Below are 22,376 nucleotides of genomic sequence, written 5' to 3'. Positions count from 1 at the left end.
ACGGGAGCGCTTACATCCCGCGGCGCCGGCCCCTCAACGGGCGGCGAGCATGGCGGCGGTTTCCCGGGCGATCATCAGCTCCTCGTCGGTGGGAATGACCCAGGCTTGCGGCCCGCCGGCGAGAGTGAGCAGCGGCCCGCCCGCGCGATTTGCGCCTTCGTCAATCTTCAGCCCTGCCCATTCCATGCCCCGGAGGACTTCGGCGCGCGTCGCTGGATCGTTCTCGCCGATCCCGGCGGTGAAGACGATCCCGTCCAGGCCGCCCATCACGGCGGTGAGCGCTCCCATCTCGCGGCAGATCCGATAGACGAAGAGGTCGATGGCGAGGCGGGCGCGCTCATGGCCGCCTGCCGCCGCCTCGCGAAGCGCCCGCATGTCGTTCGACAGGCCCGAAACGCCGAGCAACCCGGATTTGCTGTAGAGCAGCTTCTCCACGGCCGCGGCGTCGAGCTTGTCCACCCGCATCAGGTAGAAGACGACCGCCGGATCCAGCGATCCGCATCGGGTTCCCATGGGCAGACCGTCCAGCGCCGAAAATCCCATGGTCGACGACACGGAGCGGCCGTTGACCATCGCGCAGAGCGAGGCGCCGCTGCCCAGATGGGCGACGATCGCCTTCCCCGTCTCGAGCCCCGGCGCGCATCGGCCCAGAACGCTGGCCACATAGGCGTAGGACAGGCCGTGGAAGCCGTATCGCCGGACGCCCCGCTCGGCGTAGTCGTAGGGAAGCGCGAAGAGCTGCGCGATCTCGGGCTGCGTCTGGTGGAAGCCGGTGTCGAAGCTGGCGACCTGCTTCAGGTCCGGCCGGTGTCGGCGCACGATGCGGATGGGCTTGAGGTTGTGAGGCTGGTGCAGGGGCGCCAGCGGAACATAGGCTTCGAGCTTCGCCAGCACGGCGTCGTCGATCAGCGCGGGACCGCTGAAGTCCCTGCCGCCATGCACCACCCGATGACCGATGGCGGCGAGCCTGCGGCCTCCCAGGTGCTCGCGCGCCCACTCCAGCACGTACATCGTGCCCTGTTCGTGATCGAGCCCGTCGCTCGCCGACCACGTCCGCTCGCCCAGCATCTTTCCGGATCCATCCCTGGCGATGAATTGGGGCTCGGAGCCCAGTCCTTCGAGCTTGCCCCGCACGAAGGGCGAGAGCGCGCCGTTCGCCCCGGGTTCGAAGAGCTGGAATTTCAGGGACGACGATCCCGCGTTGAAGACGGCGTAGGCTGTCACGGTCTCAACTCTTGATGGCGAGGGTCTTGCGGGCGGCGTCGGCGACCAGCGACGCCACGGCGCAGGACGCCAGGCGGGTGGTCACCGAGTCGGCGCGGCTGGTGAGGATCACCGGCGCCTTGGCGCCGAGCACGATCCCGGCGGCGTCCGCGTTCGCCAGGAAAGTCAGGCTCTTGGCCAGCATGTTGCCGGCCTCGAGATCGGGCACGACCAGGATGTTGGCCCGCCCGGCGACCGGCGAGACGATCCGCTTGATCTTCGCCGCCCCGAGGTCGATCGCGTTGTCGAGCGCAAGCGGGCCGTCGACGATGCCGCCGGTGATCTGTCCCCGATCCGCCATCTTGCACAGGGCCGCCGCCTCGATGGTGGAGGGCACCTTCGGGTTCACCGTCTCCATCGCCGAGAGGATCGCGACCCGGGCCTCGGGTTGGCGAAGCGCATGGCACAGATCGATGGCGTTCTGGACGATGTCGACCTTGGCTTCGAGGTCCGGGGCGATGTTGATGGCCGCGTCCGTGATGATCAGGGCGTCCGGGTGGTTGGGCACGTCCATCACGAAGCAGTGGCTGACGCGCCGCGCCGTGCGCAGGCCGCCGTCCCGGCGCACCACGGCGGCCATGAGTTCGTCGGTATGGAGGGAGCCCTTCATCACGGCTTCCGCCTTGCCTTCGAGCACGAGCTTGACGGCCGCGTCGGCCGCGGCGTGGCTGTGAGGCGCGTCGACGATTTCACACCGTGAGATGTCCACGCCGCAGGACGCCGCGGCGGCGACGATCTTGGCGGTCGGTCCGACCAGGATCGGTTCGATCAGGCCGAGCTCGGCCGCCTCCAGGGCGCCCCTGATGGCGCTCTCGTCGCAGGGATGCGCCACCGCGACCTTCAGGCGAGGCAAGGCCCGGGCAGCGGCGATGAGGACGTCGTATTTCTCGTGGGCGCTCATGAGGTTCGCTTCCGTCAAGGGCCGCCGGCCGGCCCAAGGCAGGCGTCGGCGCGGGCGCCATCGCGATCCGAAAAGGTTACCTCGCGGCGAAAGCGCCGCGCCTGACGCAGATCAGTTGACGGCGCGGGGCGTCTGCCATGGTCGCGTCCACGAGCGTCGTCACCTCAGACTTCGGGCGCGAAGCCATGGCCCAACTCCTCAAGGAGATCCGCCGCAACCCGCTGCTCTGGCTGCTGGCGTTCGTGCCTGTCGTGTTCGTGGCCGAGAAGGTCGCGCCCCACTCCCCATCCCTGATCTTCGTCCTGTCCATCCTGGCGATCACGCCGCTGGCCGCACTGCTGAGCCACGCCACCGAAGCCATCGCGGCCAAGACCGGGGACGCGACCGGGGGGCTCTTGAACGCGACCCTGGGGAACATGACCGAGCTGGTCATCGGCCTGGCGGCGCTTCGGGCCGGCGACTACACGCTGGTGAAGGCCTCCATCGTGGGCGCCATCGTGGCCAACACGCTGTTCATGCTGGGCGCCTCCTTCCTTCTGGGCGGGCTGAAACATCACGTCCAGGAGTTCAATCGGGCGACAGTCCGGATGCAGGCGTCCCTCCTGTTCCTCGCCACGGTCGCGCTGCTCGCGCCATCCATCGCAGCCGATTCGGACCCGGGCGGGAGCCTCGGCTTCGTGAGGCGGCTCAGCGTCGGCCTCTCATTCCTGCTCATCGCCGCCTATGGGCTCGGCATGCTGTTCACGCTCAAGACCCATAAGGAGGCGTTCGGCAGCGTCGCGACGGACGACGAGGCCGCCTCAACGCATTGGCCGCTTTCTCTGGCGTTGTCGACGCTCGCCGGGGTGACGGTGCTGGTGGCCCTGGTCAGCGAGATCTTCGTCGGCGTCGTGCAGGCCGGCGCGGAGGCTTTCGGCATGAGCCAGGCCTTCGTCGGCTTCGTCGTGGTCGCGCTTGTGGGAGGGGCGGCCGAGATGGCGTCCGCCTTCGCGGGCGCACGCAAGAACCATCTCGACCTCAGCGTGGGCATCGCGCTGGGAAGCGCATCGCAGATCGCCCTGTTCGTCGCGCCTGTCCTGGTCCTGCTGAGCTATCTCGTCGGACCGCATCCGATGGACCTCCAGCTCTGGCCGGGCGCCGTCGTCATGATGATGATCAGCGTGCTGGCGGCCACGCTGGTGACGAGCAGCGGCCGCTCCGCCTGGTTCGTCGGCGCGCTGTTGCTGATGGTCTATGTCGTGTTCGCGATGACGCTCTACCTGGCGCCGCCGGCGGCCGGGGGCGTCGCCCCGCCATGAGCGGCCGCCTCAGCCCATGATGTGGTAGCCGCCGTCCACGTGGATGGTTTCGCCCGTGATGCTGCGGGAGCCCGCCAGAAACGCCGCCATGGCGCCCACGTCCTCGATGGTGGCCAGGCGCTTCATGGGAGCCCGCTCCCTCGCCTCGTCCAGCATCGTGTCGAATTCGGCGATGCCGCCGGCCGCCCTGGTCGCGATGGCGCCGGGCGAGAGCACGTTGACGCTCACGCCCTTGGGGCCGAGCTCGGAGGCGAGCTCCCGCGCCATGGCCTCCAGCGCCGCCTTCACGGGCCCCATCATGTTGTAGGTCGAGACGACCTTCTCCGCGCCGTAGAAGCTGACGGTGATGCATGCGCCCCCGTCGCCCATCAGCGGCTCGAAGGCCTTGCACAGCCGTGCGAAGGAGTGGACCGAGATGTCCATGGCGAGCGCGAAGCCATCGGGCGAGGTGTCCAGCACCCGGCCATGGAGGTCGTCCCGCGGCGCGAAGGCGATGCAGTGCACGAGGACGTCCAGGCGTCCCCACGTCGCGGCGATCTCGTCTGCGAGCGCCTGCTGCTGGTCGGGGCGAGCCACGTCCAGCGGCGAGCACAAGCTCGCATTCAGCCTCTCGGCGAGCGGACGCACATAGGCCTCCGCTTTTTCGTTGATGTAGGTGAGGGCGATGTCGGCCCCCGCCGCCCGAAGCGCCGAGGCGATGCCCCACGCGATCGACCGGTCGTTGGCGACGCCGACGACGAGCGCCTTCTTGCCGCTCAGCATGTTGGCCATGGTTCAGCCTCCGAGATCAGGTCCGTTCAGGCCGCCGACGAGGGCGTGGCGGCCAGTTTCGGCGACGACGGACTGAAGATCCGGGCGATCTCTTCGAAGCGCGCGGTCTCATCCTCGCTCCGATCCCGGCTCTCGAAGACCGTGCGGATCATGTCCAGGCCTCTGCGGCGCTCCGACCGGTCGTCCGGAAGCAAGCGCGGCAGCGTTTCGAGCGCGCCGTTCTCATCGAGGCTGACGGTCAGGGACTGACGGCGCACCGCCTCCTTGAACCGTTCCTTGCCCACCTTCAGGCTGGCGGGAAGCGCGGCGCTGAGGCTCTTCAGGGCGGAGAACCCGCGTTCGTCGCCGGCCCGTTCGGCCCCGTGCGAGATGTAGAGAAGCGCTCTCACGATGGCGTCCAGGAGGTCTCCGCGGTCCATCCCGGCGCGCAGCTTCGCTTCCTCCGCGTCCGCGGTCGTCCGTCTCGCGAGATCCCGGATGGCGTGCGGCCGCTCCGATTCATCCTCGCTGCTGACGCCGACGAGCGCCTGCAGCAACGGCGAACCGTAGGTCGCCAGGAAGACCTGCTCGGTCATCATGTCCCGGAACGCGCCCCACAGCTTCAGCGACTGGGAGATCTGGGCCGCGGCCATGGTCTCCAGCTGACGCAGCGGGTTCGCGTCGTCGACCGGCCGCCGGTCCGCCCGCACCTTTTCGGCCAGGGACGCGATCAGGGGAGCCGCGGGATTCTGATCCGAGAGGGCCGCGAACCGCAGCCGGTGCGGATGCATGTTTCGCAGCCATTCGGCCGTCTGGTCCGTCGACATCTGCCGCACCAAGGGGGCGGCGAAGGTCTGGTAGAGGCCCTTGTTGATCTCCGACACCCGAGCGACCGTGGCGAAGCGGGCGTCGTCCTCCGCCGAGTTGATCCCGAGGTTCCGGATGTCGTCCAGCGTGCGCTTTTCGAGCGCGAAGACGTAGCGTCCCTCGACCAGGTCCGCCCGGGCCGTGTCGGGCCCCGCCTCCGAGATCACCGCCTCATAGAGGCCGGGCGGCAGGAGGTCGATCATGTCGATGCAGGAGGCGAATTCGGCGTGCTCCTTCGTGGCGACCTTGCCGGAAACGAAGATGCCGAGATGGCCGATGCTCTGATGCACCGAATACACGACCGTCTGGCCGGTCCGGATCAGGTCGTCGTCGTCCCGGTAGAGATCCAGGAGCCAGCCGAGCGCCTGCTGGGGCGGCGTGATGTCGTCTCCGTGGGAGCAGAACACGATGATGGGGGACGTGATGTTGCGCAGATCCACGCGTTCTCCGTCGCGCGTCGTGATGGCGCACTCGCCGAGCTTGTTCCCCACGAAGAGCTTGTCGGCGATCCACTGCATCTCGGTGGCGTTGAGCAGCACCGGCGAACCCCACCACGTCTCGAAGTCGAGGAAGCGCTGGGGCTCCGTGTCGATCTTCGCATACACATTGTAGGCCTTCTCCCAATAGGTGTTGTCGGGGTGCAGGCTCTCGAAATTGGCGACGAGGTGCGCGCCGTCGAACACGCCGTGGCCGAGGTCCCCCGCGAGCGCGGTCAGCCAAGTTCCGCCGAGCAGGCCTCCCAGATACCGCATGGGGTTCTGGCCTCTCACGCCCGCCCAGTAGGACAGCGGAGATCCGGCCACGATAATCGGGCCGACGAGATCCGGTCGGAGCGCCGCCACGATCATGATCTGCCAGCCCGCCTGGCAGTTGCCGATCAGGCAGGGCTTCTCGGTGGTTCCCTTCTCGATCTCGATGACGCGTTCGATGAAGTGCGCCTCTGCGGCGCAGACGTCCTCGATCGTCTGTCCCGGAACGGGGCTGGGCAGGAAGCCGACGAAGTAGCAGGGATGGCCAGCCTTCAGGGCGACGCCGATCTCGCTGTCCTGCTTCATTCCGCCGATGCCCGGCCCGTGTCCCGCCCGGGGGTCGAAGACGATGAAGGGCCGCTTCGTCGGGTCGATCGTCACGTCCTTGGGCGGCTTGATGCGCACGAGCAAGTAATTCACCGGGCGCGCGAGCGTCCGCCCGTCCAGCACCAGCTCCGCGTCGAAACTCAGCACGTGGGGGGCCTGCTTGCGGGATTGCTCCAAGTAGGTGTTGCCGCGCCGCCTGACGGTGTCGAGCATCAGGACGGACCTCTGCCAGGCGTCGACCCAATAGGCGCCGACCGCCGAGAGGGGCGCCGGGGTCGCGTCGGACAGTCTGTTCACAGGATCGTTCGTGCTCATGGCGGCCTCGCAGGGAAAACAGAACAAACCAGCCACGGCTTAGTCCTTATGGTCTATGAGGCCATAGCGGATGGTCGTGAAGGGGTCTCTATGGTCGCCAGACAGTAAACCGGTCGCGACGGGGAGCATTTGATCTCGGTCATTGCGCATCGGACTCTCCGGATCGATGCTTTGAACCGACATCCGATTTCGGTCGGGACGCGCAAACGCTCGCTTTGTCCTCGCGACGATCCGAAGTTGCATCGTCGCCTCGGCGGCGGTGCTTCCTCGTTCGGGCGCGGGCGAGCGTCTCCGCGCCTGCCTTCATCTTCGGAGCGCCATCTCGAAGACGCCCGAGGCGTCGAAACGCCGGCGCTCCGCACGTGTCTTTGTCGCCCGAGAGGAGTTCACGATGTCCGTGGCCCAGAATTCTGATCCTCGTCCCACGCAAGCGCTTGGCGACGAAGCCTTCATGACCGCCGAGGAACTTCGCCGCTACATGGACGAGATGGCGATGGCGCAAGCCTCGTCCGAGGTGAACGTCATGGCCCAGGCCGAGAGGGCGCAGGCCGAGCTGATCAAGACGATGTCGAAGACGATCGAGGTCACGCCCGAGGTGGTGGCGTCCCTCAAGAAGCGCCTGCTGTCCTCGATGCGGGACGCGGCCAAGCGGGGGGCGACCGAAATCATGGTCATGCGCTTTCCCAACGCCCTGTGCACCGACGGTGGACGGGCGATCAACAACTCGGAGGAAGGGTGGCCGGAGACGCTGGCCGGGCGCCCCCGCCAGGCCTACGAGTTCTGGCGCGATCACCTTCGGCCCGCGCACTACAAGCTCAAGGCCATGATCATCGACTGGCCGCGCGGCATGCCGGGCGACGTCGGCTTCTTCCTCAGCTGGGCCGGGCAAAAGCTGGACCACTAAACGCCGGCGAGCGGCTGCGATGGAGGCCCGCGTGGACTCGGATTTCATGAAGCCCGTGAAGACGAAGGACTACAACAAGAAGCTCCGGGAGCTGCACGGCGAACTCGTGAAGCTCCAGCTTTGGGTCCGGCACGCCGGCGCGAAGGTCTGCATCGTCTTCGAGGGCCGCGACGGCGCGGGGAAGGGCGGAGTAATCAAGGCCATCATGGAGCGGGTGAGCCCACGGGTGTTCCGCGTCATCGCGTTGCCGCCGCCCTCCGACCGCGAGCGATCGCAGATGTACATCCAGCGCTACCTGCCGCATCTGCCGGCGGCGGGCGAAATCGTGATCTTCGACCGGAGCTGGTACAACCGCGCCGGCGTGGAGCGCGTGATGGGCTTTTGCACCGACGAGCAGGCGGAGCGCTTCCTCGCCTCGGTGTCCGGCGTGGAGAAGGCCATCGTCGATTCAGGCGTGATCCTGCTCAAATACTGGCTGGAGGTCAGCCCCGGCGAGCAGACTCGCCGCATCGAGCAACGCATCGCGGATCCGCGCAAGATCTGGAAGCTTTCGCCGATGGACCTGAAGTCCTACAGCCGGTGGTTCGATTACTCGCGGGCTCGCGACGACATGTTCCTGGCGTCCGACACTGCGTGGGCGCCGTGGCATCTCGCCCAGTCTGACGACAAGAAACGGGCGCGCCTGAACATCATCTCGCACATCCTGTCGTCCATTCCCTACAAAGAGCTGCCGCGAGACAAGATCAAGCTGCCGAAACGCCAGAAGGCGCACGGCTATGTCGAGCCCGACTACCCGTACAGGATGGTGCCGGAGATCCATTGACGGCGCCCGCCGTCGGGATGCGCCGACCGTTGCGGCGGCGACCGCCTCGTCCCGCGACGTCACCCGATCCCGGAGGAGGCAGGCGCGTGTCCAACGACAATCCTCGGCCCGCCGACGGACCGCGCCCGGCTTACGGTCCCCCGCCCGGGCGCGCACCGGGGCCGCCGATCGTCGCCCCGCCTCCCGCGCCGACCGGATGGAGGCGCTGGGCGCCGGGCGCCGAGGTCCTGTCGCACTACAAGTGGGGATGGCTCCGGCACGATCTCGTGGCCGGCCTGGTCCTGACCACGATGCTGGCTCCCGTCGGCATCGCCTATGCGGTCGCGTCCGGATTGCCCGGGATCTACGGGCTCTATGCGACCATCGCGCCGCTGACCGCTTACGCGATCTTCGGGCCGAGCCGGATTATGGTGCTGGGCCCCGACTCGTCGCTGGCGCCGGTCATTCTCGGGGTCGTGCTCCCGCTTTCAGGAGGCGACCCCGGGCGCGCGGTCATGCTGGCCGGCGCCATGGCGATCGTGTCGGGCTTCGCGTGCATCCTGGGTGGGATGGCGCGCCTCGGCTTCGTGACGGAGCTGCTGTCCAAGCCGATCCGCTACGGCTACATGAACGGCATCGCGCTGACGGTGCTGATCGGCCAGACGCCGAAGCTGCTCGGATTCTCCGTGAAGGCGGACGGCCCGCTCAGGGGCCTGTGGGCCATCGCCGAGGGCGTGATCAGCCATCGCGCGAACTGGGCGGCGTTCGCGGTCGGAGCGGGGACGCTCGGCGTGATCCTCGCCCTCAAGCGGCGCCCCAAGATCCCCGCGATCCTGGTCGGCGTCGTGGGCGCGACGGCGGCGGTGAGCCTCCTGGACCTCGCCGACAAGGCCGGCGTGGCCGTGCTGGGGCCGCTGCCGGGCGGCCTGCCGCATTTCGTGGTCCCGGTGCCCGGCGTGGACGATCTCCTGCCGGTGTTGATCGGTGGGCTCGCGGTCGCTCTCGTGTCCTTCGCGGACACGAGCGTTCTGTCCCGCGTTTACGCCGCCCGGACGGGAGCCTCCGTCGATCCCAGCCAGGAGATGGTGGGCCTGGGGGCGGCCAACCTCGCGGCGGGGCTCTTCCAGGGCTTTCCGATCAGCAGCAGTTCGTCCCGCACGCCGGTAGCGGAGGCGGCCGGCGCCCGCACGCAGGTGACGGGCCTGGTCGGGGCGCTCTGCGTCGCGCTGCTGCTTCTCTTCGCGCCCAACCTGCTGCAGAACCTGCCTTCTCCCGCTTTGGCGGCTGTCGTCATCGCGTCGGCCATCGGGCTGATCGAAATCGAGGGCTTGGTCCGCATTCATCGCATGCAGCCGTGGGAATTCTGGCTTTCGATCGCATGCCTCCTCGGGGTGGCCGTGCTCGGCGTCATCCCGGGAATCGGCTTCGCCCTCTCGATCGCCGTGATCGAGTTCCTCTGGGACGGGTGGAGGCCTCATTCGGCCGTGCTCGGACGCGCAGACGGGGTGAAGGGATACCACGACCTCAGGCGTTATCCCGACGCGCGCCAGATCCCCGGCCTCTTGCTGTTTCGCTGGGACGCCCCGTTGTTCTTCGCCAACGCCGAATTCTTTCGCGAGCGCATTCTCCAGGCGGTCGCAGAGGCGCCGACGCCGGTCCAATGGCTCGTCGTGGCGGCCGAACCCGTCACCAGCGTCGACGTGACGGCCGCCGACGCGCTGTCCGAACTGGTGGAGGCGCTCCGTTCCAGGAACATCGACCTGCGCTTCGCCGAGATCAAGGATCCGGTCAAGGACAAGCTCAAGCGGTTCGGACTGCTCGAGCAGATCGGCAGCGGCTCGTTCTATCCGACGATCGGCGAAGCCGTGAAGGACTACCTCGCCGCCCATCCGGCGACATGGTCCGACTGGAGACGCCGCGCACGCTAACGGGCGCGGTGAACGCGCCGTCGCGTCGTATGACCGGTCGTCAGGCTCGGACGCGTCCGTCCGTGACCCCGTCCACGGTCCCGGCGAGGGCGATCAGCTTCGACGGGTCGCAGAGGCGGATGCGGTGAGCACCCTTCATGCCGATGTAGCCGGTCTTGCGCAGCCTGGTAATCGACCGGCAGACCGTCTCCATCGTGAGGCCCAGATGGTCGGCGATGTCGGCGCGAGGCATCGCGAGGTCAAACTCCACCCCGGGGCTCAGGTCTCCGGTGAGCTTGCGGGCCATCTGGCACAGGAACCCGGCGAGCCGCGCCTCGGCGCACTGGTGCACGAGGATCATCATCTGATCCTGCGCGGCGCAGAGTTCATCCCGCACATGGTCGCAGACGAGCTGTGGGCCGCAGGGCTTGTCATGCAGGAAGGCGTCCAGCTGGCGGCGGGTGATCTTCATCACCTTGACGGGCGTGATCGCCTCGGCGCTGAACAGGTACCGGTCCTTGAAGGACAGACCCAAGACATCGCCGGCCGATGCGAAACCCGCAATGGCGCGTCGTCCGTCGTGGAGGATCCGGCAGATCCGAAGCAAGCCTTCCGAGATCTTGACGATGTGCTCGGCCTTGTCGCCCTCCCAGAACACGGTCCGCCCGGACGCGACGCTTTCGACCGTCGCGCCATCGAACACCGCGTCCAGGGAGAGATGTTCGTCCCGCTCCGTGCGCCCGTGGGGAGACAGGAACGCCTGCCCCATGCCGGCCGCCGCAGGCCCGCGATGGGACGCCAGTTTGACGATGCTACTCATGACGCTTCCTCGATCGAAGTGACCGTCGCGCACGCCATTCGCGCCGCGACGCATGTTTCGAGCCGATGGGCCGCCGCCCTCGAGCCTGGGCGTGCGGTACGCGTGACACGCCGGGGAGATCCTGGCGTCCGGGCGGACTTTCCGGTCCGCGAGGGTTCAACCTAGAGCTGCGCTCGCTTCACTTCCGTGACATGGATCAAGATGGAAGCGGGTTTCGGGCTCATAATGCCTGTCGGCATGTTCGGCGCGGGGCTGACGATGGGGCCGGAGTTTCGATTTTCGCCGCTCAACGCCGCCCATGTCGGGCCGGCCTTTCCCCTGCTCTGCACCGTCGCGCCCCGGATGACGATGCCGGAGTGGCGCATGCTGTGCGGCCACTTCTCGGGCGGATCCTCACGCGGCTATGTGCTGAAGAGAGATGCTTACGTCCGAGGTCTCTGCCTGGCCTATGTCGAGCATTCGCCAGCGCACGGCGCCATCCTCAGAGTGCCGGTGTTCGTGGTTGCAAGCCTCTTCGAGCAGGCCCAGGCAGCCGGGTTCATGATCCGCTCCCTCCTGGACGTCTGTCAATCGGATGGTTTGGCGTGGCTCCGGATCGAGACCGCTTCCGAAGACCAGCAGACCTGCAATCTGCTTCACCGGCTCGATCCGGCTCGCGTCGACCAGCACGTCGCGTTCTCGTTTCCGGCCTCCTCGCACGCCGACGCCGCCGAGGGGTGAGGACCTGAACGGCTGAACGTCGTCGGCCTGCTTCGGACGGGATGGCGGCCTAGACGCAGGGCTGACGGGCCCGGACAGCCGCCGAAATGGAAGCCGCGAGATCCTGCTGCATGAACGGCTTCATCAGCCGCTGCGCGCTCGGCGCGGCGCCCTGCTCGAGGTCCGCATATCCGGTCGCCAGGACGATGGGCAGGTCCGGCCATTGCGCCTGGACGGTCTGGATCAGCTGCGCTCCCGTCATGCCCGGCATCAGGTGGTCGGTCACCAGCAGGCCCAGGCCGTCGTCCCGCCGCAGGATCCGGAGCGCCTGCTCGCCCGAGCTCGCCTCCAGCACCTCGTGCCCGAGGTCCTCCAGCATCGCCGACGTGTTGGCCAGGACCAGGTTGTCGTCGTCGACCACCAGGATGCGCAAGGGCCCCGTTTGTTCCGTCGCGGAATTCGGCTCGGGCGTCGGCGCAGGGCGCGGGACCCGACTGCCCGCGGGCAGCAGCAGTTCGGCCGTGGTCCCCACGCCCGGCGCGCTGCGCAGCCTCAGCCGGCCGCCCGACTGGGTGGCGAAGCCGTGCGCCATGGACAGCCCCAGCCCGGTGCCCTTGCCGACCCCCTTGGTGGTGAAGAACGGCTCCACGGCCCTGGCCAGGGTCTCGGCGTCCATCCCGTGTCCGTCGTCCTGCACGCGCAGGCACAGATAGCGCCCCGGCGCGGTCCCGTCGGCGTCCGCGACGTCCAACGCCAACTCCTCCGCCGAGATGGCGATGGCGCCCCCCTCCGGCATGGCGTCGCGGGCGTTGACGGCCAGGTTCAGGAGCGCCAACTCGAGCTGGTTGGGATCCGCAAGCGCGGGCCGCAGCACGAGCGGAAAGTGGGTGCTGATGTGGATCCGCGGGCCGATCGAGCGTTGCAGCATGTCCCCCAGGCCGCGGACGAGGTCGGGCACGTCGACCGCCTCGGTCTTGAGCTCCTGGCGCCTGGCGAAGGCGAGCATGCGCTGGGTCAGCGACGCGCCGCGCTTGGCCGCCTCGATCGAGTTCTCGATCAAATGGTTGAAGCGGTCGTCGAGACCCGGGCGGCGGCGCATCAGGTCGAGATTGCCGAGCACCACGGCGAGCAGATTGTTGAAGTCATGGGCCACGCCGCCCGTGAGCTGGCCGATCATCTCCAGCTTCTGCGACTGCAGGAACCTCGCCTGGGCGTCTTGCAGGGCGAGCTGGGCGTTGCGCCGCTCGGTGACGTCGCGGGTGATCTTGGCGTAGCCGAGCAGGCCGCCCTGCGCGTCGCGGATCGGATCGATGACCACGTCGGCCCAGAAGCGCCTGCCGTCCTTGCGAACACGCCACCCTTCCATGGCGAAGCGGCCCTCACGCTGGGCCGTCGCGAGCGCCCGGGCGGGCAGGCCGGCCTCGCGGTCCTCCTCGGTGTAGAAGCGCGAGAAGTGCTCGCCGACGATCTCGGCCTCCGTGTAGCCCTTGAACTCCTCGGCGCCGGCGTTCCAGTTCGTCACCCGCCCGAGCGGGTCGAGCATATAGATGGCGTAGTCCTTGATCCCCTTCACCAGCAGGCGGAAGCGCTCTTCGCTCAGGCGCAGTTTCTCCTGCGCCTCCTTCTTGTCGCTGATGTCGCGCGTGATCTTGGCGAAGCCGAGAAGCTGGCCGGAGCGGCCGCGGATCGGATCGATGACGACATGCGCCCACATGCGCGTGCCGTCCTTGCGCACGCGCCAGCCTTCCTGCTCGAAGCGGCCCTCTCCCTCGGCTATCGCCAAGGCGCGCGCCGGCAGCCCGGAGGCCCGGTCTTCGTCGGTGTAGAAGCGGGAGAAATGCTGACCGAGGATCTCGTCGCGCTCGTAGCCCTTGAAGCGCCGGGCGCCGGGGTTCCACGTGATCACGACCCCTGTCGGGTCGAGCATGTAGATCGCGTAGTCGGTGATGGACTGGACAAGAAGCCGAAAGCGCTGCTCCTCCCCGCTGGACTCGATCGAACTGGAGGTGGGGGGCATCGAGACATGAATCTCCTTCAGGTCGGCAACGCCCCAGCCGGCCGGGCGCGGCCGATCCGTTCCCGAGCGTGCGAGACCGCGCGCCTGCGGGCCCGGCAGGAGGAAATCCAAGCGGCCTCGGCGACCTGCGCCGGACTGGCGCCGCAGATCACTTGCGCATGGCGAGACGGCTCTCGATCTCGGCCACCGTGTGCTTGGTGAGGTCCACCGCGGCTTCGCCGGCGACCGCCGCCTGGGTGGCCGCCGACAGGCTTTCGCGCAGAGCCGACAGGGTGCGCGGCGGCGCGAAGATGACCAGAGACGGCGCCGCGTGCTGGCTTATGGCCGCGTCCGTGCGCTTGGCCACCTCCTCGGTGAAGGCGCGCTCGGCGGCCTCGTGCCAGTCGGTCTGCTCCATCGCGCCACGGCGGCCCTGGTGCAGATCCATGCGGCCGGGCCGGTCCGTCCCCTGGCTGTGCGTGGGAGGATTGGGCGGAGCGTCGCGCTGCTCGAGCAGCTGCAACTTGGGGGCCGCAGGGGTGCCGGCGTTCTGGAACAGGAGCGACTTGCGTCCGTCGGTGACGAGGACCAAGGCGCCGTGCGTGGCGATGAACTGCTGCTTGGATACGCTCATGGGATCCTCCATCACGTCGGCTTCAGGGTACGAGGACGGCGGCGCCGCTGAGGCGGCCGCCTCGTAGATCGGCGAGCGCCTCGTTGGCGGCCTCGAGCGGGTAGGGGATCGTGGACGTCGTCACCCCGGCCCGCGCGGCGGCGGGGAAGAACGCGGCCGCGTCGCGGCGCGTCAAATTGGCTACCGAGACGATCTCGCGCTCGCCCCAGAGCAGGCGATAGGGAAAGCGCGGAATGTCGCTCATGTGGATGCCCCCGCAGACCACGCGGCCGCCCTTGCGCAAATGGGCGAGCGCCGTGGGGACGAGATCCCCGACGGGCGCGAACAGGATGGCGGCGTCGAGGCGGTCGGGCGGCGCCTCGTCAGAACCGCCGGCCCATGCGGCCCCGAGCGAGCGGGCGAACTCCTGGGCGGGCGCGTCCCCCGGCCGCGTGAAGGCGTAGACCTCCCGTCCCTGGGCCCGGCAGATCTGGCAGAGGATATGGGCGGCGGCCCCGAAGCCGTAGAGCCCGATGCGGCGCCCCTCGCCCGCCTTGACGAGGCACCGCCATCCGATCAGCCCCGCGCACAGCAGCGGGGCCAGCGCGACCGGATCTGCCTCGCCGTCCAGGGGCAGGACGAAGTCTGCGGCCGCGACCATGTGGGTCGCGTAGCCACCGTCCCGCGTATAGCCGTTGAACTGGGGCGCGTCGCAGAGGTTCTCCTGGTCCGCCCGACAGTAGGGGCATACGCCGCAGCTGTGGCCGAGCCATGGCGCGCCGACCCGCTCGCCGAGCGCGCGCCCCGCCACTCCCTCCCCGAGGGCAGCCACGCGGCCCACCACCTCATGGCCGGGGACGAGCGGCAGCCGGGGGGAGCCCAGCTCGCCGTCGACGATGTGCAGGTCGGTCCGGCAAACGCCGCACGCCTCCACGGCGATCAGGATCTCGCCCGGGCCGGGACGCGGGCGGGGCCGGCGCTCGAGGCGCAAGGGCGACCGGGCGCTGTCGAGCGTCATGGCCGTCATGACCGACGTCTCGCTCATGTCGTCCCCTCAGGTCCGCCTGCGCCGGCGAGGGCCGCGGCCGGGCTCGCGCCCCGCATGGTCGCGCCGGTCGGCTCAGGCCGCAACTCCACGCCATGGGCTACGACGGACCGGGCGATCGCCGATCAGGACGCGGCTTCCTCATCGCCGAGCGGGGCTTGGGTCCGCCCAAGCCTGATCGAGACTGCGGCCGCGGCCGCGCTCAATTGTTGCAGCGGGCCTCCAGGCCGTCCACGAAGGAGCGGTCCCAGCGACCCTCGCGGATCGCCGCCATGGTGGCTTCCTCGGCGGCGTGCTGCTTCATGGCCTTCTCGATCGCCTCCTGAGCCTCGTCGGGCGCGAAGCACAGCAGGCCGTCCTGGTCGCCCACGATGATGTCGCCCGGCCGCACCACCAGGCCGCCGACCGTGACCGGGATGTTGATCGCGCCGGGGCCGTCCTTGTACGGGCCGCGATGCGTCACGCCGCGCGCATAGACCGGGAAGGTGCGCTCGCGGATCTCGGCGACGTCGCGGATCGCGCCGTCCAGCACCATGCCGGCGAGGCCCATCTGGGCGGCCGCGAAGCTCATGATGCCGCCCACCAGCGCGTTGCTGAGGTCGCCCTCCGCGTCGATCACCATGATGTCGCCAGGGCGGCATACGTCATAGGCGCGCAGGATGGCGAGGTTGTCGCCGCCGCGCGTCTTGATGGTCACGGCCGTGCCCACCATGGGGGCCGGGCTGTGATAGGGCGTGAGGCCGCGGCTGCCGCGGTTGCGGCGGAACTGGTCGCTGAGCAGCGCGACCGGGATGGTCTTCAGCTTGGCGATGATCGCCGCGTCGACCTGCGGCGCGGAGGGATGGAGCTCGATGGCGGCCATGGCGGTTTCGTCCCGTGCGTCTGGTTATTGGAGCTTGCCGACGGCGCCCGCGATGCGGGCGACGCCGTCGTCGAGAATGTCCTGCGAGGTCGCGATCGACAGGCGGAAGAAGGGCGACAGCCCATAGGCCGTGCCGGCCACCAGCGCGACGCCGGCTTGCTCGAGCAGATAGAGGACGACGTCGCCGTCCGCCTCCAGGCGCTTGCCGCCGGGCGTTGTGCGGCCGATCAGGCCGGCGCAGTTCACGAAGAGATAGAACGCGCCCTCCGGCAGGCGACAGGACAGGCCCGGGATGGCGTTGATGGCGGCCGCCGTACGGTCGCGCCGGGCTTTGTAGGTGGCGACGCTCTCGGCGACGAAGCTTTGATCGCCGTCCAGCGCGGCCGCGGCCGCCGCCTGGCTCACCGAGCAGCTATTGCCGGCCGACTGGGACAGGAAGGTGTCCATCGCGGCGACGAGATCCTTCGGACCGGCCGCCCAGCCGATGCGCCATCCGGTCATCGCGTAGGTCTTGGAAACGCCGTTGATCGCCAGCGTGCGATCCTTCAGCTCGGGGGCGGCGGCCAGCAGATGCGGCGCGGGGCCGGGCCCATAGACGATGTGCTCGTAGATGTCGTCCGTCATCACCATCACGTCGGGGTGGCGGGCCAGCACCTCCGCGAGCGCCCGATACTCGTCGAGCGAGTAGGTCGCGCCGGTCGGGTTCGACGGCGAGTTGAGCACGAGCCAGCGGGTGCGGGGCGTGATCGCGGCCTCCAGGCGGGCCGGCGTGAGCTTAAAGCCGTCCTCCTCCGGGCACGCCACCGTGACGGGAGTTCCGTCGCAGGCGAGCGCCATGTCGGGGTAGGACACCCAGTAGGGCGCCGGGACGATCACCTCGTCGCCGGGCTCCAGCGTCGCCGCGAGCGCGCTGTAGATGGCGCTCTTGGCGCCGTTGGTGACCACGATGTCCTGCGGCTCGTAGCTGAGCCCGTTCTCGCGGGCGAGCTTGGCCACGATGGCGCGGCGCAGTTCCAGCGTGCCGGGGAGGGCGGTGTAGCGCGTCGCACCGGCGTTCATGGCGGCGGCCGCGGCGGCGCGGATCGGCGCCGGCGTGTCGAAATCCGGCTCGCCGACCACGAGGCTCACGATCGAGTGGCCCTCGCGCCGAAGCTGGCTGGCTCGCTCGGCCGCAGCCGTGCTGGGCGAAGGCTTGATGCGCCTGACGCGCGCGGCGACACGATCAGCACTCACGGAGGAGCCTCGTCGATGGTGTTCCAGGATGGGGGGACGCTATACCGGCCGGGCCGGGAGGGCTAAGACGGGATCGCTCTGTCAAGATAGCGTCCGCTTATGGCTGGCCGCGAGGCCAGGCGCAGGTCGGAGGGAACCGATGAATTTCCGGCGGCTGCAGTATTTCGTGAAGATCGTCGACATCGGCAGCCTCACCCAGGCGGCCGACGTGCTCCACGTGGCGCAGCCGGCGCTGAGCCAGCAGCTCGCCACCCTGGAGAGCGAGGTGCGCCAGCAACTGCTGCTGCGCACCAAGCGCGGCGTGACGCCGACCGAAGCCGGCAAGGTGCTCTACCGCCACGCGCAGCTCATCCTGCGCCAGTGCGCGCAGGCGCAAGCCGACATGAACGCCGCCGGGCGGGCGCTCTCCGGCTCCGTGTCCATCGGCCTCGCGCCCGGAACCGCCGCGGCCGGGCTGGCGCTGCCGCTTCTGCGCGCCGTGCGGATCCGGCATCCCGACGTGGTGCTCTATCTCAACGAGACCTACGGGATGACGTTGTCCGAACTCGTCATGAGCGGCCGCATGGATCTGGCGGTGCTCTATGGCGGCCGCGCGCCCGTGCACGGGCTCGCCTTCCAGGCGCTCCTGTCCGAGCCGCTCTTCCTGGTGGGTCCGAACAGCCTCGGCCCGGCGCCCGAGACGACGCCGGTGCGGCTCATCGCCGACATGGACCTCTATCTGCCTCGTCCCTACAACGTCGTCCGCAAGATGGTGGACGACGCCTGCGCGGGGCTCGGCGTCGCGCCGCGCGTGCTGGCCGAAATCGAATCCGCCGGCACCCTGAAGGCCGTGATCGCCGAGGGTTTGGGCGCGACCATCCAGCCGGAATCCATGGCGCGCGAGGTGGCGGCGACCTGTCCGGCGTGGATGTCCCGGCTGGTGGAGCCCGAAATCCTGGCCCCGCTGGCGCTGTGCCAGTCGGACCACCTGCCGTTGTCGGAGCCCGCGCAGGCGGTGCGCGACATCCTGCTGGAGCTCGTGGCGGAGCTTTCCGGCGCATTCCCGGCGGGCGTCTCCGCCCAAGCCTGAGCCGCCATAAGCGGCCCTTATCGCAACAGAGAGAAACGGTCTTGGCGCGCCCGAAACGGGCTCGCTACCGTTCGCATGGCCGGACTGCCGGCGTGTGGCGGAAGCTCTTCACGCGATGAACGCCCAGGACATCAAGACGCTGATCGACGCCATGGCGTCGTCCGATCTCGCCGAGTTGCGGGCGGTTCGGGACGGCTGGTCGCTGGAGCTGGTCCGCCGCCAGGGCGCCGCCGCCGCGCCTGCCGCCGTCGCCCCGCTGCATCAGCCGACACTCAGGTCCAAGCCGCCGGCCGCAGCCGCAAGCGTCGCCCCTGATGGCGTGGTCGCCGCGCCGCTGGGCGGCGTCGCATATCTGTACGCAGCGCCCGGCGCTCCGGCGCTGGCTCCCGTCGGCGCGGCCGTGGAGGCGGGCGCGACCGTCTGCATCATCGAGGCCATGAAGGTGTTCGTCGAGGTCCGCGCCGAGCGCGCCGGGGTGGTCGAGGCCGTGCTCGTCCAGTCGGGGCAGGAGGTCGACGCCGGCCATCCGCTCCTGCGGATCGGGTGAGGCCATGTTCAGCTCCGTCCTGATCGCCAACCGCGGCGAGATCGCACTTCGAATCCAGCGCGCCTGCCGGACGCTCGGCCTGCGCACGATCGCGGCCTATTCGGAGGCCGATCGCGACGCGCCCCACGTGCGCTTCGCCGATGCGGCGGTCTGCATCGGGCCCGCCCAGGCGGCGCGCAGCTATCTCGACGCCGCAGCCATTCTGCTGGCCGCGAAGGCGACCGGCGCCCAGGCGATCCATCCGGGATATGGTTTTCTGTCCGAGAACGCCGACTTCGCGGAGGCGGTCGCGGCGGCTGGGCTGACCTTCATTGGCCCGAGCGCGGCCTCGATCCGCATCATGGGCGACAAGGTCGCGGCCAAGCGGGCCATGGTCGAGGCGGGCGTGCCCTGCGTGCCGGGGCCCGACTCGGCGCTTCCGGACGACCCGGACGCGATCCGGGCCGCAGCGGCCGCGATCGGCTATCCGGTGATCCTGAAGGCGGCCGGCGGCGGTGGCGGGCGCGGGATGCGCATCGTGGAGCGCGAAACCGCTCTCATGGACGCGCTGGCCCTGACCCGGGAGGAAGCGCGCCGGGCGTTCGGCAACCCGCAGATCTATGTTGAGAAGTTTCTTGGCCGACCGCGCCATGTCGAGATCCAGGTCATCGCCGACGCGCACGGCCAGGCGATCTGGCTAGGGAGCCGGGACTGCTCGCTGCAGCGCCGCCACCAGAAGGTGCTCGAGGAAGCTCCGGCGCCCGGTCTGCCGGCGGCTCTCGTCGCCGAAGTCGGCGAGCGCTGCGCGCAGGCCTGCCGGCGCATCGGCTACCAGGGCGTCGGCACCTTCGAGTTCCTGGTGGAGGACGGCGCGTTCTTCTTTATCGAGATGAACACCCGCGTGCAGGTGGAGCATCCCGTCACCGAAATGACCGCCGGCGCCGACATCGTGGCGGAGGGCATCCGCGTCGCGCAGGGCCAGCCGCTCCGCCTGGCTCAGTCCGACGTGACCTGCGTGGGGCACGCGTTCGAGTGCCGGCTTAACGCCGAAGATCCCGAAACCTTCACGCCGTCGCCTGGCCGCATCACGCGTTTCGACGCGCCCGGCGGGCCAGGCGTGCGCATCGACACGCATGTGAGCGCGGGCGCCGTCGTGCCTCCCTATTACGACAGCCTGATCGGCAAGCTGATCGTGCACGGGGCGACGCGGGATGAAGCTTTGGCCCGCCTGGGCGTCGCGCTGGACGAGATGCGGATCGAGGGCATCAAGACCAATCTTCCCCTGCACCGGCGCATTCTGGGCGACCCGGGCTTCCAGACTGGCGGGGTCGACATCCACCACCTCGAAGCCCTCCTTCGCGGAGACGCCGCATGAGCGCGTCGCCCACCATCAGCCATCTCGGCGTCACCGCGCTGCTGTTCGAGGCGCCGGGCGAGACCACGCTGGAGACCCAGCGCCGGATTTGGGCGCTGGCGCGCGAGGCCGAGACCTGGCCCGAGGTCCGCGAAGCCGTGCCGGGCATGAACAACCTCATGGTGACCTTCGCGCGCCCGCCGCGCTTCACGGAGCCGTTGCGCGAGCGGCTCACCAGTTGCTGGGCCGCCATCGAGCCGTTGCCGTTGGGAGGCCGCGTGCTGGAGCTGCCGGTCGTCTACGGCGGGGAGGGCGGTCCGCACATGCAGGACGTCGTCGCCCACACGGGGCTGCGGGTGGACGACATCGTGGCGATCCACAGCGCGCCGACCTATCCGGTCTACGCGGTGGGGAGCCACCCCGGCTATTGCTATCTGGGCGGCATGGACCCGCGCATCGCGACGCCCCGGCGCAAGACGCCGGTGCTCAAGATCCCGGGCGGCGCGGTGTCGATCGGCGGGCCGCAGACCGGCGTGTCGGCGTCTGACGGTCCCAGCGGCTGGAACACGATCGGGACCACGGCGATGCGGTTCTTCGACATCGCCAACGATCCGCCCGTCCTGCTGCAGCCGGGCGACAGCATCGTGTTCCGGCCCGCCAAGGTGATCCGATGATCGAGATCCTTTCGGGCGCGCCGCTTGCGACGGTGCAGGATCTGGGGCGGCTCGGCGCGCTGCGCTGGGGCGTCGGCTATGCGGGCGCGATGGACCCGCTGGCGCTAATCTGCGGCAACCTCCTGCTGGGCAATGACCGGAACGCGGCCGCCATCGAGGCGCAGCTGTTTCCGTTCGAGCTGCGTTTCTTGGCCGAGGGAGCAGTTGCGGTGACGGGCGCCGATTGCGCCGCGACCCTGGACGGAACGCCGCTCCCACCCTGGTCCAGCGCGCCGGTGCGCGCCGGGCAGCGCCTGCGGCTCGACCATCCGCGCCCGGGCCGCTGGCGCGGCGCCCGCGCTTATGTGTGCGTGGCGGGCGGCGTCGACACGGCGCCGGCTCTGGGCTCGCGCAGCACGCAGCTGCGGGGCGCCATCGGCGGCCATGAGGGGCGCGCGCTGAAGCCGGGCGACGTTCTGACGGTCGGTCCGACCGGCCCTGCGGCCCCTGTGTTTTGCGGGATCACGCCGCCCGGGCTCGCGATGGCCCGCGAAATCGACGGGCTTGCGGCCATCCGGGTGCTGCCCGCCGCAGAATATGCGTGCTTCACGCAAGCTTCGCGCGACGCGTTCTGGTCCGGCGCCTACAAGGTCACGCCCCAGAGCGACCGCTACGGTTTCCGGCTGAGCGGGCCGGAGCTGTCGCCGTCCGCGCCGCTCGAACTGCGCTCGCACGGCATCGTGCCCGGCGTCATCCAGGTGCCGCATGGCGGCCAGCCGATCGTGCAGATGCGCGACGCCCAGCCGTCGGGCGGCTATCCGAAGATCGCGACCGTGATCGAGGCCGACCTTTGGCGCCTCGGCCAGATCCCGATCGGCGCGTCGGTACGCTTCGTCCAAACCACGTGGGACGAGGCGATCGAGGCCGCCGCTGCCAACGAGCGCTGGCTCGACGAGATCGCCCGGCTGATCGGGCTGTTTCGCAACCGGAGCACGGGCCGATGACGTCGATCTTCGACCGCGTTTCGGAGCTTGCCGCCTGGGTGGAAGCGGCCCGGATCGACGTGCTCGTGCTGAAGGGGCCCGAAGGCTCCCTGCGGCTCGAACGCTCCGCGGATGGCGCGGTGACGCGCGCCGGACGAGGGGATGAGCGAACCGCCGACGCGGCGTCGCGCGACGAAGCCGTCGTCCGGGCGCCGATCGCCGGAACGTTTCTCGTCGCCCATCCGCTCCGCGACGAACCGCTGGCGCGCTTGGGCGAGCACGTCGCCGCCGGCCAGTGGATCGGACTGATCCGGATCGGCGACCTGCTCGCGCCCGTCTATGCTCCGGCCGACGGCGTCATGGACGACCTGCCCGCCGAGAACGGCGCGCTGGTGGGATATGGCGAACCCCTGTTCACACTGGCGCTGGACTGAGGAGGC

21 protein-coding genes are annotated in these 22,376 nt (G+C 69.4%); 11 read left to right on the top strand and 10 right to left on the bottom strand.

Going from position 1 to position 22,376, the window contains the following annotated elements:
• Positions 1–33: 33 nt before the first annotated feature.
• Together ABEG18_RS20945 and ABEG18_RS20940 are read right to left on the bottom strand one after the other, a co-directional pair.
• Positions 34–1,224 (bottom strand): acetate/propionate family kinase, encoded by a 1,191-nt coding sequence (locus tag ABEG18_RS20945; RefSeq protein WP_406854986.1) that lies wholly within the window; start codon positions 1,222–1,224, stop codon positions 34–36.
• A 4-nt stretch (positions 1,225–1,228) separates the two neighbouring features.
• Positions 1,229–2,164, bottom strand: a complete 936-nt coding sequence (locus ABEG18_RS20940) for a phosphate acetyltransferase (RefSeq protein ID WP_406854985.1) — start codon at positions 2,162–2,164, stop codon at positions 1,229–1,231.
• A gap of 185 nt (positions 2,165–2,349) precedes the next feature.
• Between ABEG18_RS20940 and cax the strand changes: the two genes are divergently transcribed.
• A complete protein-coding gene (gene cax / locus ABEG18_RS20935) occupies positions 2,350–3,462 on the top strand; it encodes a calcium/proton exchanger (protein WP_406858667.1) in 1,113 nt (370 codons plus the stop codon).
• 9 nt (positions 3,463–3,471) lie between these two features.
• Here cax and fabI read toward each other — a convergent pair whose 3' ends face one another.
• Together fabI and ABEG18_RS20925 are read right to left on the bottom strand one after the other, a co-directional pair.
• Entirely contained in the window at positions 3,472–4,233 is a 762-nt protein-coding gene (gene fabI, locus ABEG18_RS20930) for an enoyl-ACP reductase FabI (RefSeq protein ID WP_406854984.1), read from the bottom strand.
• A 26-nt stretch (positions 4,234–4,259) separates the two neighbouring features.
• Entirely contained in the window at positions 4,260–6,470 is a 2,211-nt protein-coding gene (locus ABEG18_RS20925; protein WP_406854983.1) for a DUF3141 domain-containing protein, read from the bottom strand.
• A gap of 451 nt (positions 6,471–6,921) precedes the next feature.
• Between ABEG18_RS20925 and ABEG18_RS20920 the strand changes: the two genes are divergently transcribed.
• The 3 genes from ABEG18_RS20920 to ABEG18_RS20910 all read left to right on the top strand — a co-directional run bounded on the left by ABEG18_RS20920 (position 6,922) and on the right by ABEG18_RS20910 (position 10,104).
• The gene (locus ABEG18_RS20920; RefSeq protein WP_406854982.1) at positions 6,922–7,374 is read left to right on the top strand and encodes a hypothetical protein; all 453 of its coding nucleotides are present in this window, start codon (positions 6,922–6,924) and stop codon (positions 7,372–7,374) included.
• Positions 7,375–7,420: 46 nt separating this feature from the next.
• A complete protein-coding gene (ppk2, locus tag ABEG18_RS20915; protein WP_406858666.1) occupies positions 7,421–8,197 on the top strand; it encodes a polyphosphate kinase 2 in 777 nt (258 codons plus the stop codon).
• A gap of 167 nt (positions 8,198–8,364) precedes the next feature.
• On the top strand, positions 8,365–10,104 hold the full coding sequence (locus ABEG18_RS20910) for a SulP family inorganic anion transporter (protein ID WP_406858665.1): 1,740 nt from the start codon (positions 8,365–8,367) through the stop codon (positions 10,102–10,104).
• Between the two features lie 40 nt (positions 10,105–10,144).
• On the opposite strand, the gene ABEG18_RS20905 is transcribed toward ABEG18_RS20910, so the two are convergent.
• Positions 10,145–10,903: a helix-turn-helix domain-containing protein gene (locus ABEG18_RS20905; RefSeq protein ID WP_406854981.1), complete on the bottom strand. Its 759-nt coding sequence runs from the start codon at positions 10,901–10,903 to the stop codon at positions 10,145–10,147.
• 225 nt (positions 10,904–11,128) lie between these two features.
• On the opposite strand from ABEG18_RS20905, the gene ABEG18_RS20900 reads away from it, so the two are divergent.
• Complete coding sequence (locus tag ABEG18_RS20900) at positions 11,129–11,623, top strand: hypothetical protein (RefSeq protein ID WP_406854980.1); 495 nt, start codon at positions 11,129–11,131, stop codon at positions 11,621–11,623.
• A gap of 49 nt (positions 11,624–11,672) precedes the next feature.
• Here ABEG18_RS20900 and ABEG18_RS20895 read toward each other — a convergent pair whose 3' ends face one another.
• The 5 genes from ABEG18_RS20895 to ABEG18_RS20875 all read right to left on the bottom strand — a co-directional run bounded on the left by ABEG18_RS20895 (position 11,673) and on the right by ABEG18_RS20875 (position 17,351).
• Positions 11,673–13,619 carry a PAS domain S-box protein gene (locus tag ABEG18_RS20895; RefSeq protein ID WP_406854979.1) on the bottom strand — a complete coding sequence of 649 codons (1,947 nt, stop codon included), beginning with the start codon at positions 13,617–13,619 and terminating at the stop codon, positions 11,673–11,675.
• A 148-nt stretch (positions 13,620–13,767) separates the two neighbouring features.
• Positions 13,768–14,232 carry a host attachment protein gene (locus ABEG18_RS20890; protein WP_406854978.1) on the bottom strand — a complete coding sequence of 155 codons (465 nt, stop codon included), beginning with the start codon at positions 14,230–14,232 and terminating at the stop codon, positions 13,768–13,770.
• Positions 14,233–14,254: 22 nt separating this feature from the next.
• Positions 14,255–15,238 (bottom strand): zinc-dependent alcohol dehydrogenase family protein, encoded by a 984-nt coding sequence (locus ABEG18_RS20885; RefSeq protein WP_406858664.1) that lies wholly within the window; start codon positions 15,236–15,238, stop codon positions 14,255–14,257.
• A 220-nt stretch (positions 15,239–15,458) separates the two neighbouring features.
• Positions 15,459–16,118 (bottom strand): RraA family protein, encoded by a 660-nt coding sequence (locus ABEG18_RS20880; protein ID WP_406854977.1) that lies wholly within the window; start codon positions 16,116–16,118, stop codon positions 15,459–15,461.
• 24 nt (positions 16,119–16,142) lie between these two features.
• A complete protein-coding gene (locus ABEG18_RS20875; RefSeq protein ID WP_406854976.1) occupies positions 16,143–17,351 on the bottom strand; it encodes an aspartate transaminase in 1,209 nt (402 codons plus the stop codon).
• A gap of 139 nt (positions 17,352–17,490) precedes the next feature.
• On the opposite strand from ABEG18_RS20875, the gene nac reads away from it, so the two are divergent.
• From nac to ABEG18_RS20845, 6 genes are all read left to right on the top strand, one after another.
• Positions 17,491–18,420, top strand: coding sequence for a nitrogen assimilation transcriptional regulator NAC (nac, locus tag ABEG18_RS20870; RefSeq protein WP_406854975.1), 930 nt, complete (start codon positions 17,491–17,493; stop codon positions 18,418–18,420).
• 115 nt (positions 18,421–18,535) lie between these two features.
• A complete protein-coding gene (locus ABEG18_RS20865; protein ID WP_406854974.1) occupies positions 18,536–18,967 on the top strand; it encodes an acetyl-CoA carboxylase biotin carboxyl carrier protein in 432 nt (143 codons plus the stop codon).
• A gap of 4 nt (positions 18,968–18,971) precedes the next feature.
• On the top strand, positions 18,972–20,321 hold the full coding sequence (gene accC / locus ABEG18_RS20860; RefSeq protein WP_406854973.1) for an acetyl-CoA carboxylase biotin carboxylase subunit: 1,350 nt from the start codon (positions 18,972–18,974) through the stop codon (positions 20,319–20,321).
• Complete coding sequence (pxpB, locus tag ABEG18_RS20855; RefSeq protein ID WP_406854972.1) at positions 20,318–20,974, top strand: 5-oxoprolinase subunit PxpB; 657 nt, start codon at positions 20,318–20,320, stop codon at positions 20,972–20,974. Before accC ends, pxpB begins: the two co-directional genes overlap by 4 nt.
• Entirely contained in the window at positions 20,971–21,957 is a 987-nt protein-coding gene (locus ABEG18_RS20850; protein ID WP_406854971.1) for a biotin-dependent carboxyltransferase family protein, read from the top strand. The genes pxpB and ABEG18_RS20850 overlap by 4 nt, the downstream gene beginning before the upstream one ends.
• On the top strand, positions 21,954–22,370 hold the full coding sequence (locus ABEG18_RS20845) for an acetyl-CoA carboxylase biotin carboxyl carrier protein (protein WP_406854970.1): 417 nt from the start codon (positions 21,954–21,956) through the stop codon (positions 22,368–22,370). Before ABEG18_RS20850 ends, ABEG18_RS20845 begins: the two co-directional genes overlap by 4 nt.
• Positions 22,371–22,376: the final 6 nt, after the last annotated feature.

It is taken from the genome of Alsobacter sp. KACC 23698, assembly GCF_045348435.1.
Taxonomy (GTDB): domain Bacteria; phylum Pseudomonadota; class Alphaproteobacteria; order Rhizobiales; family Beijerinckiaceae; genus Alsobacter.
This window is presented reverse-complemented; position numbering and strand designations above follow the sequence as displayed.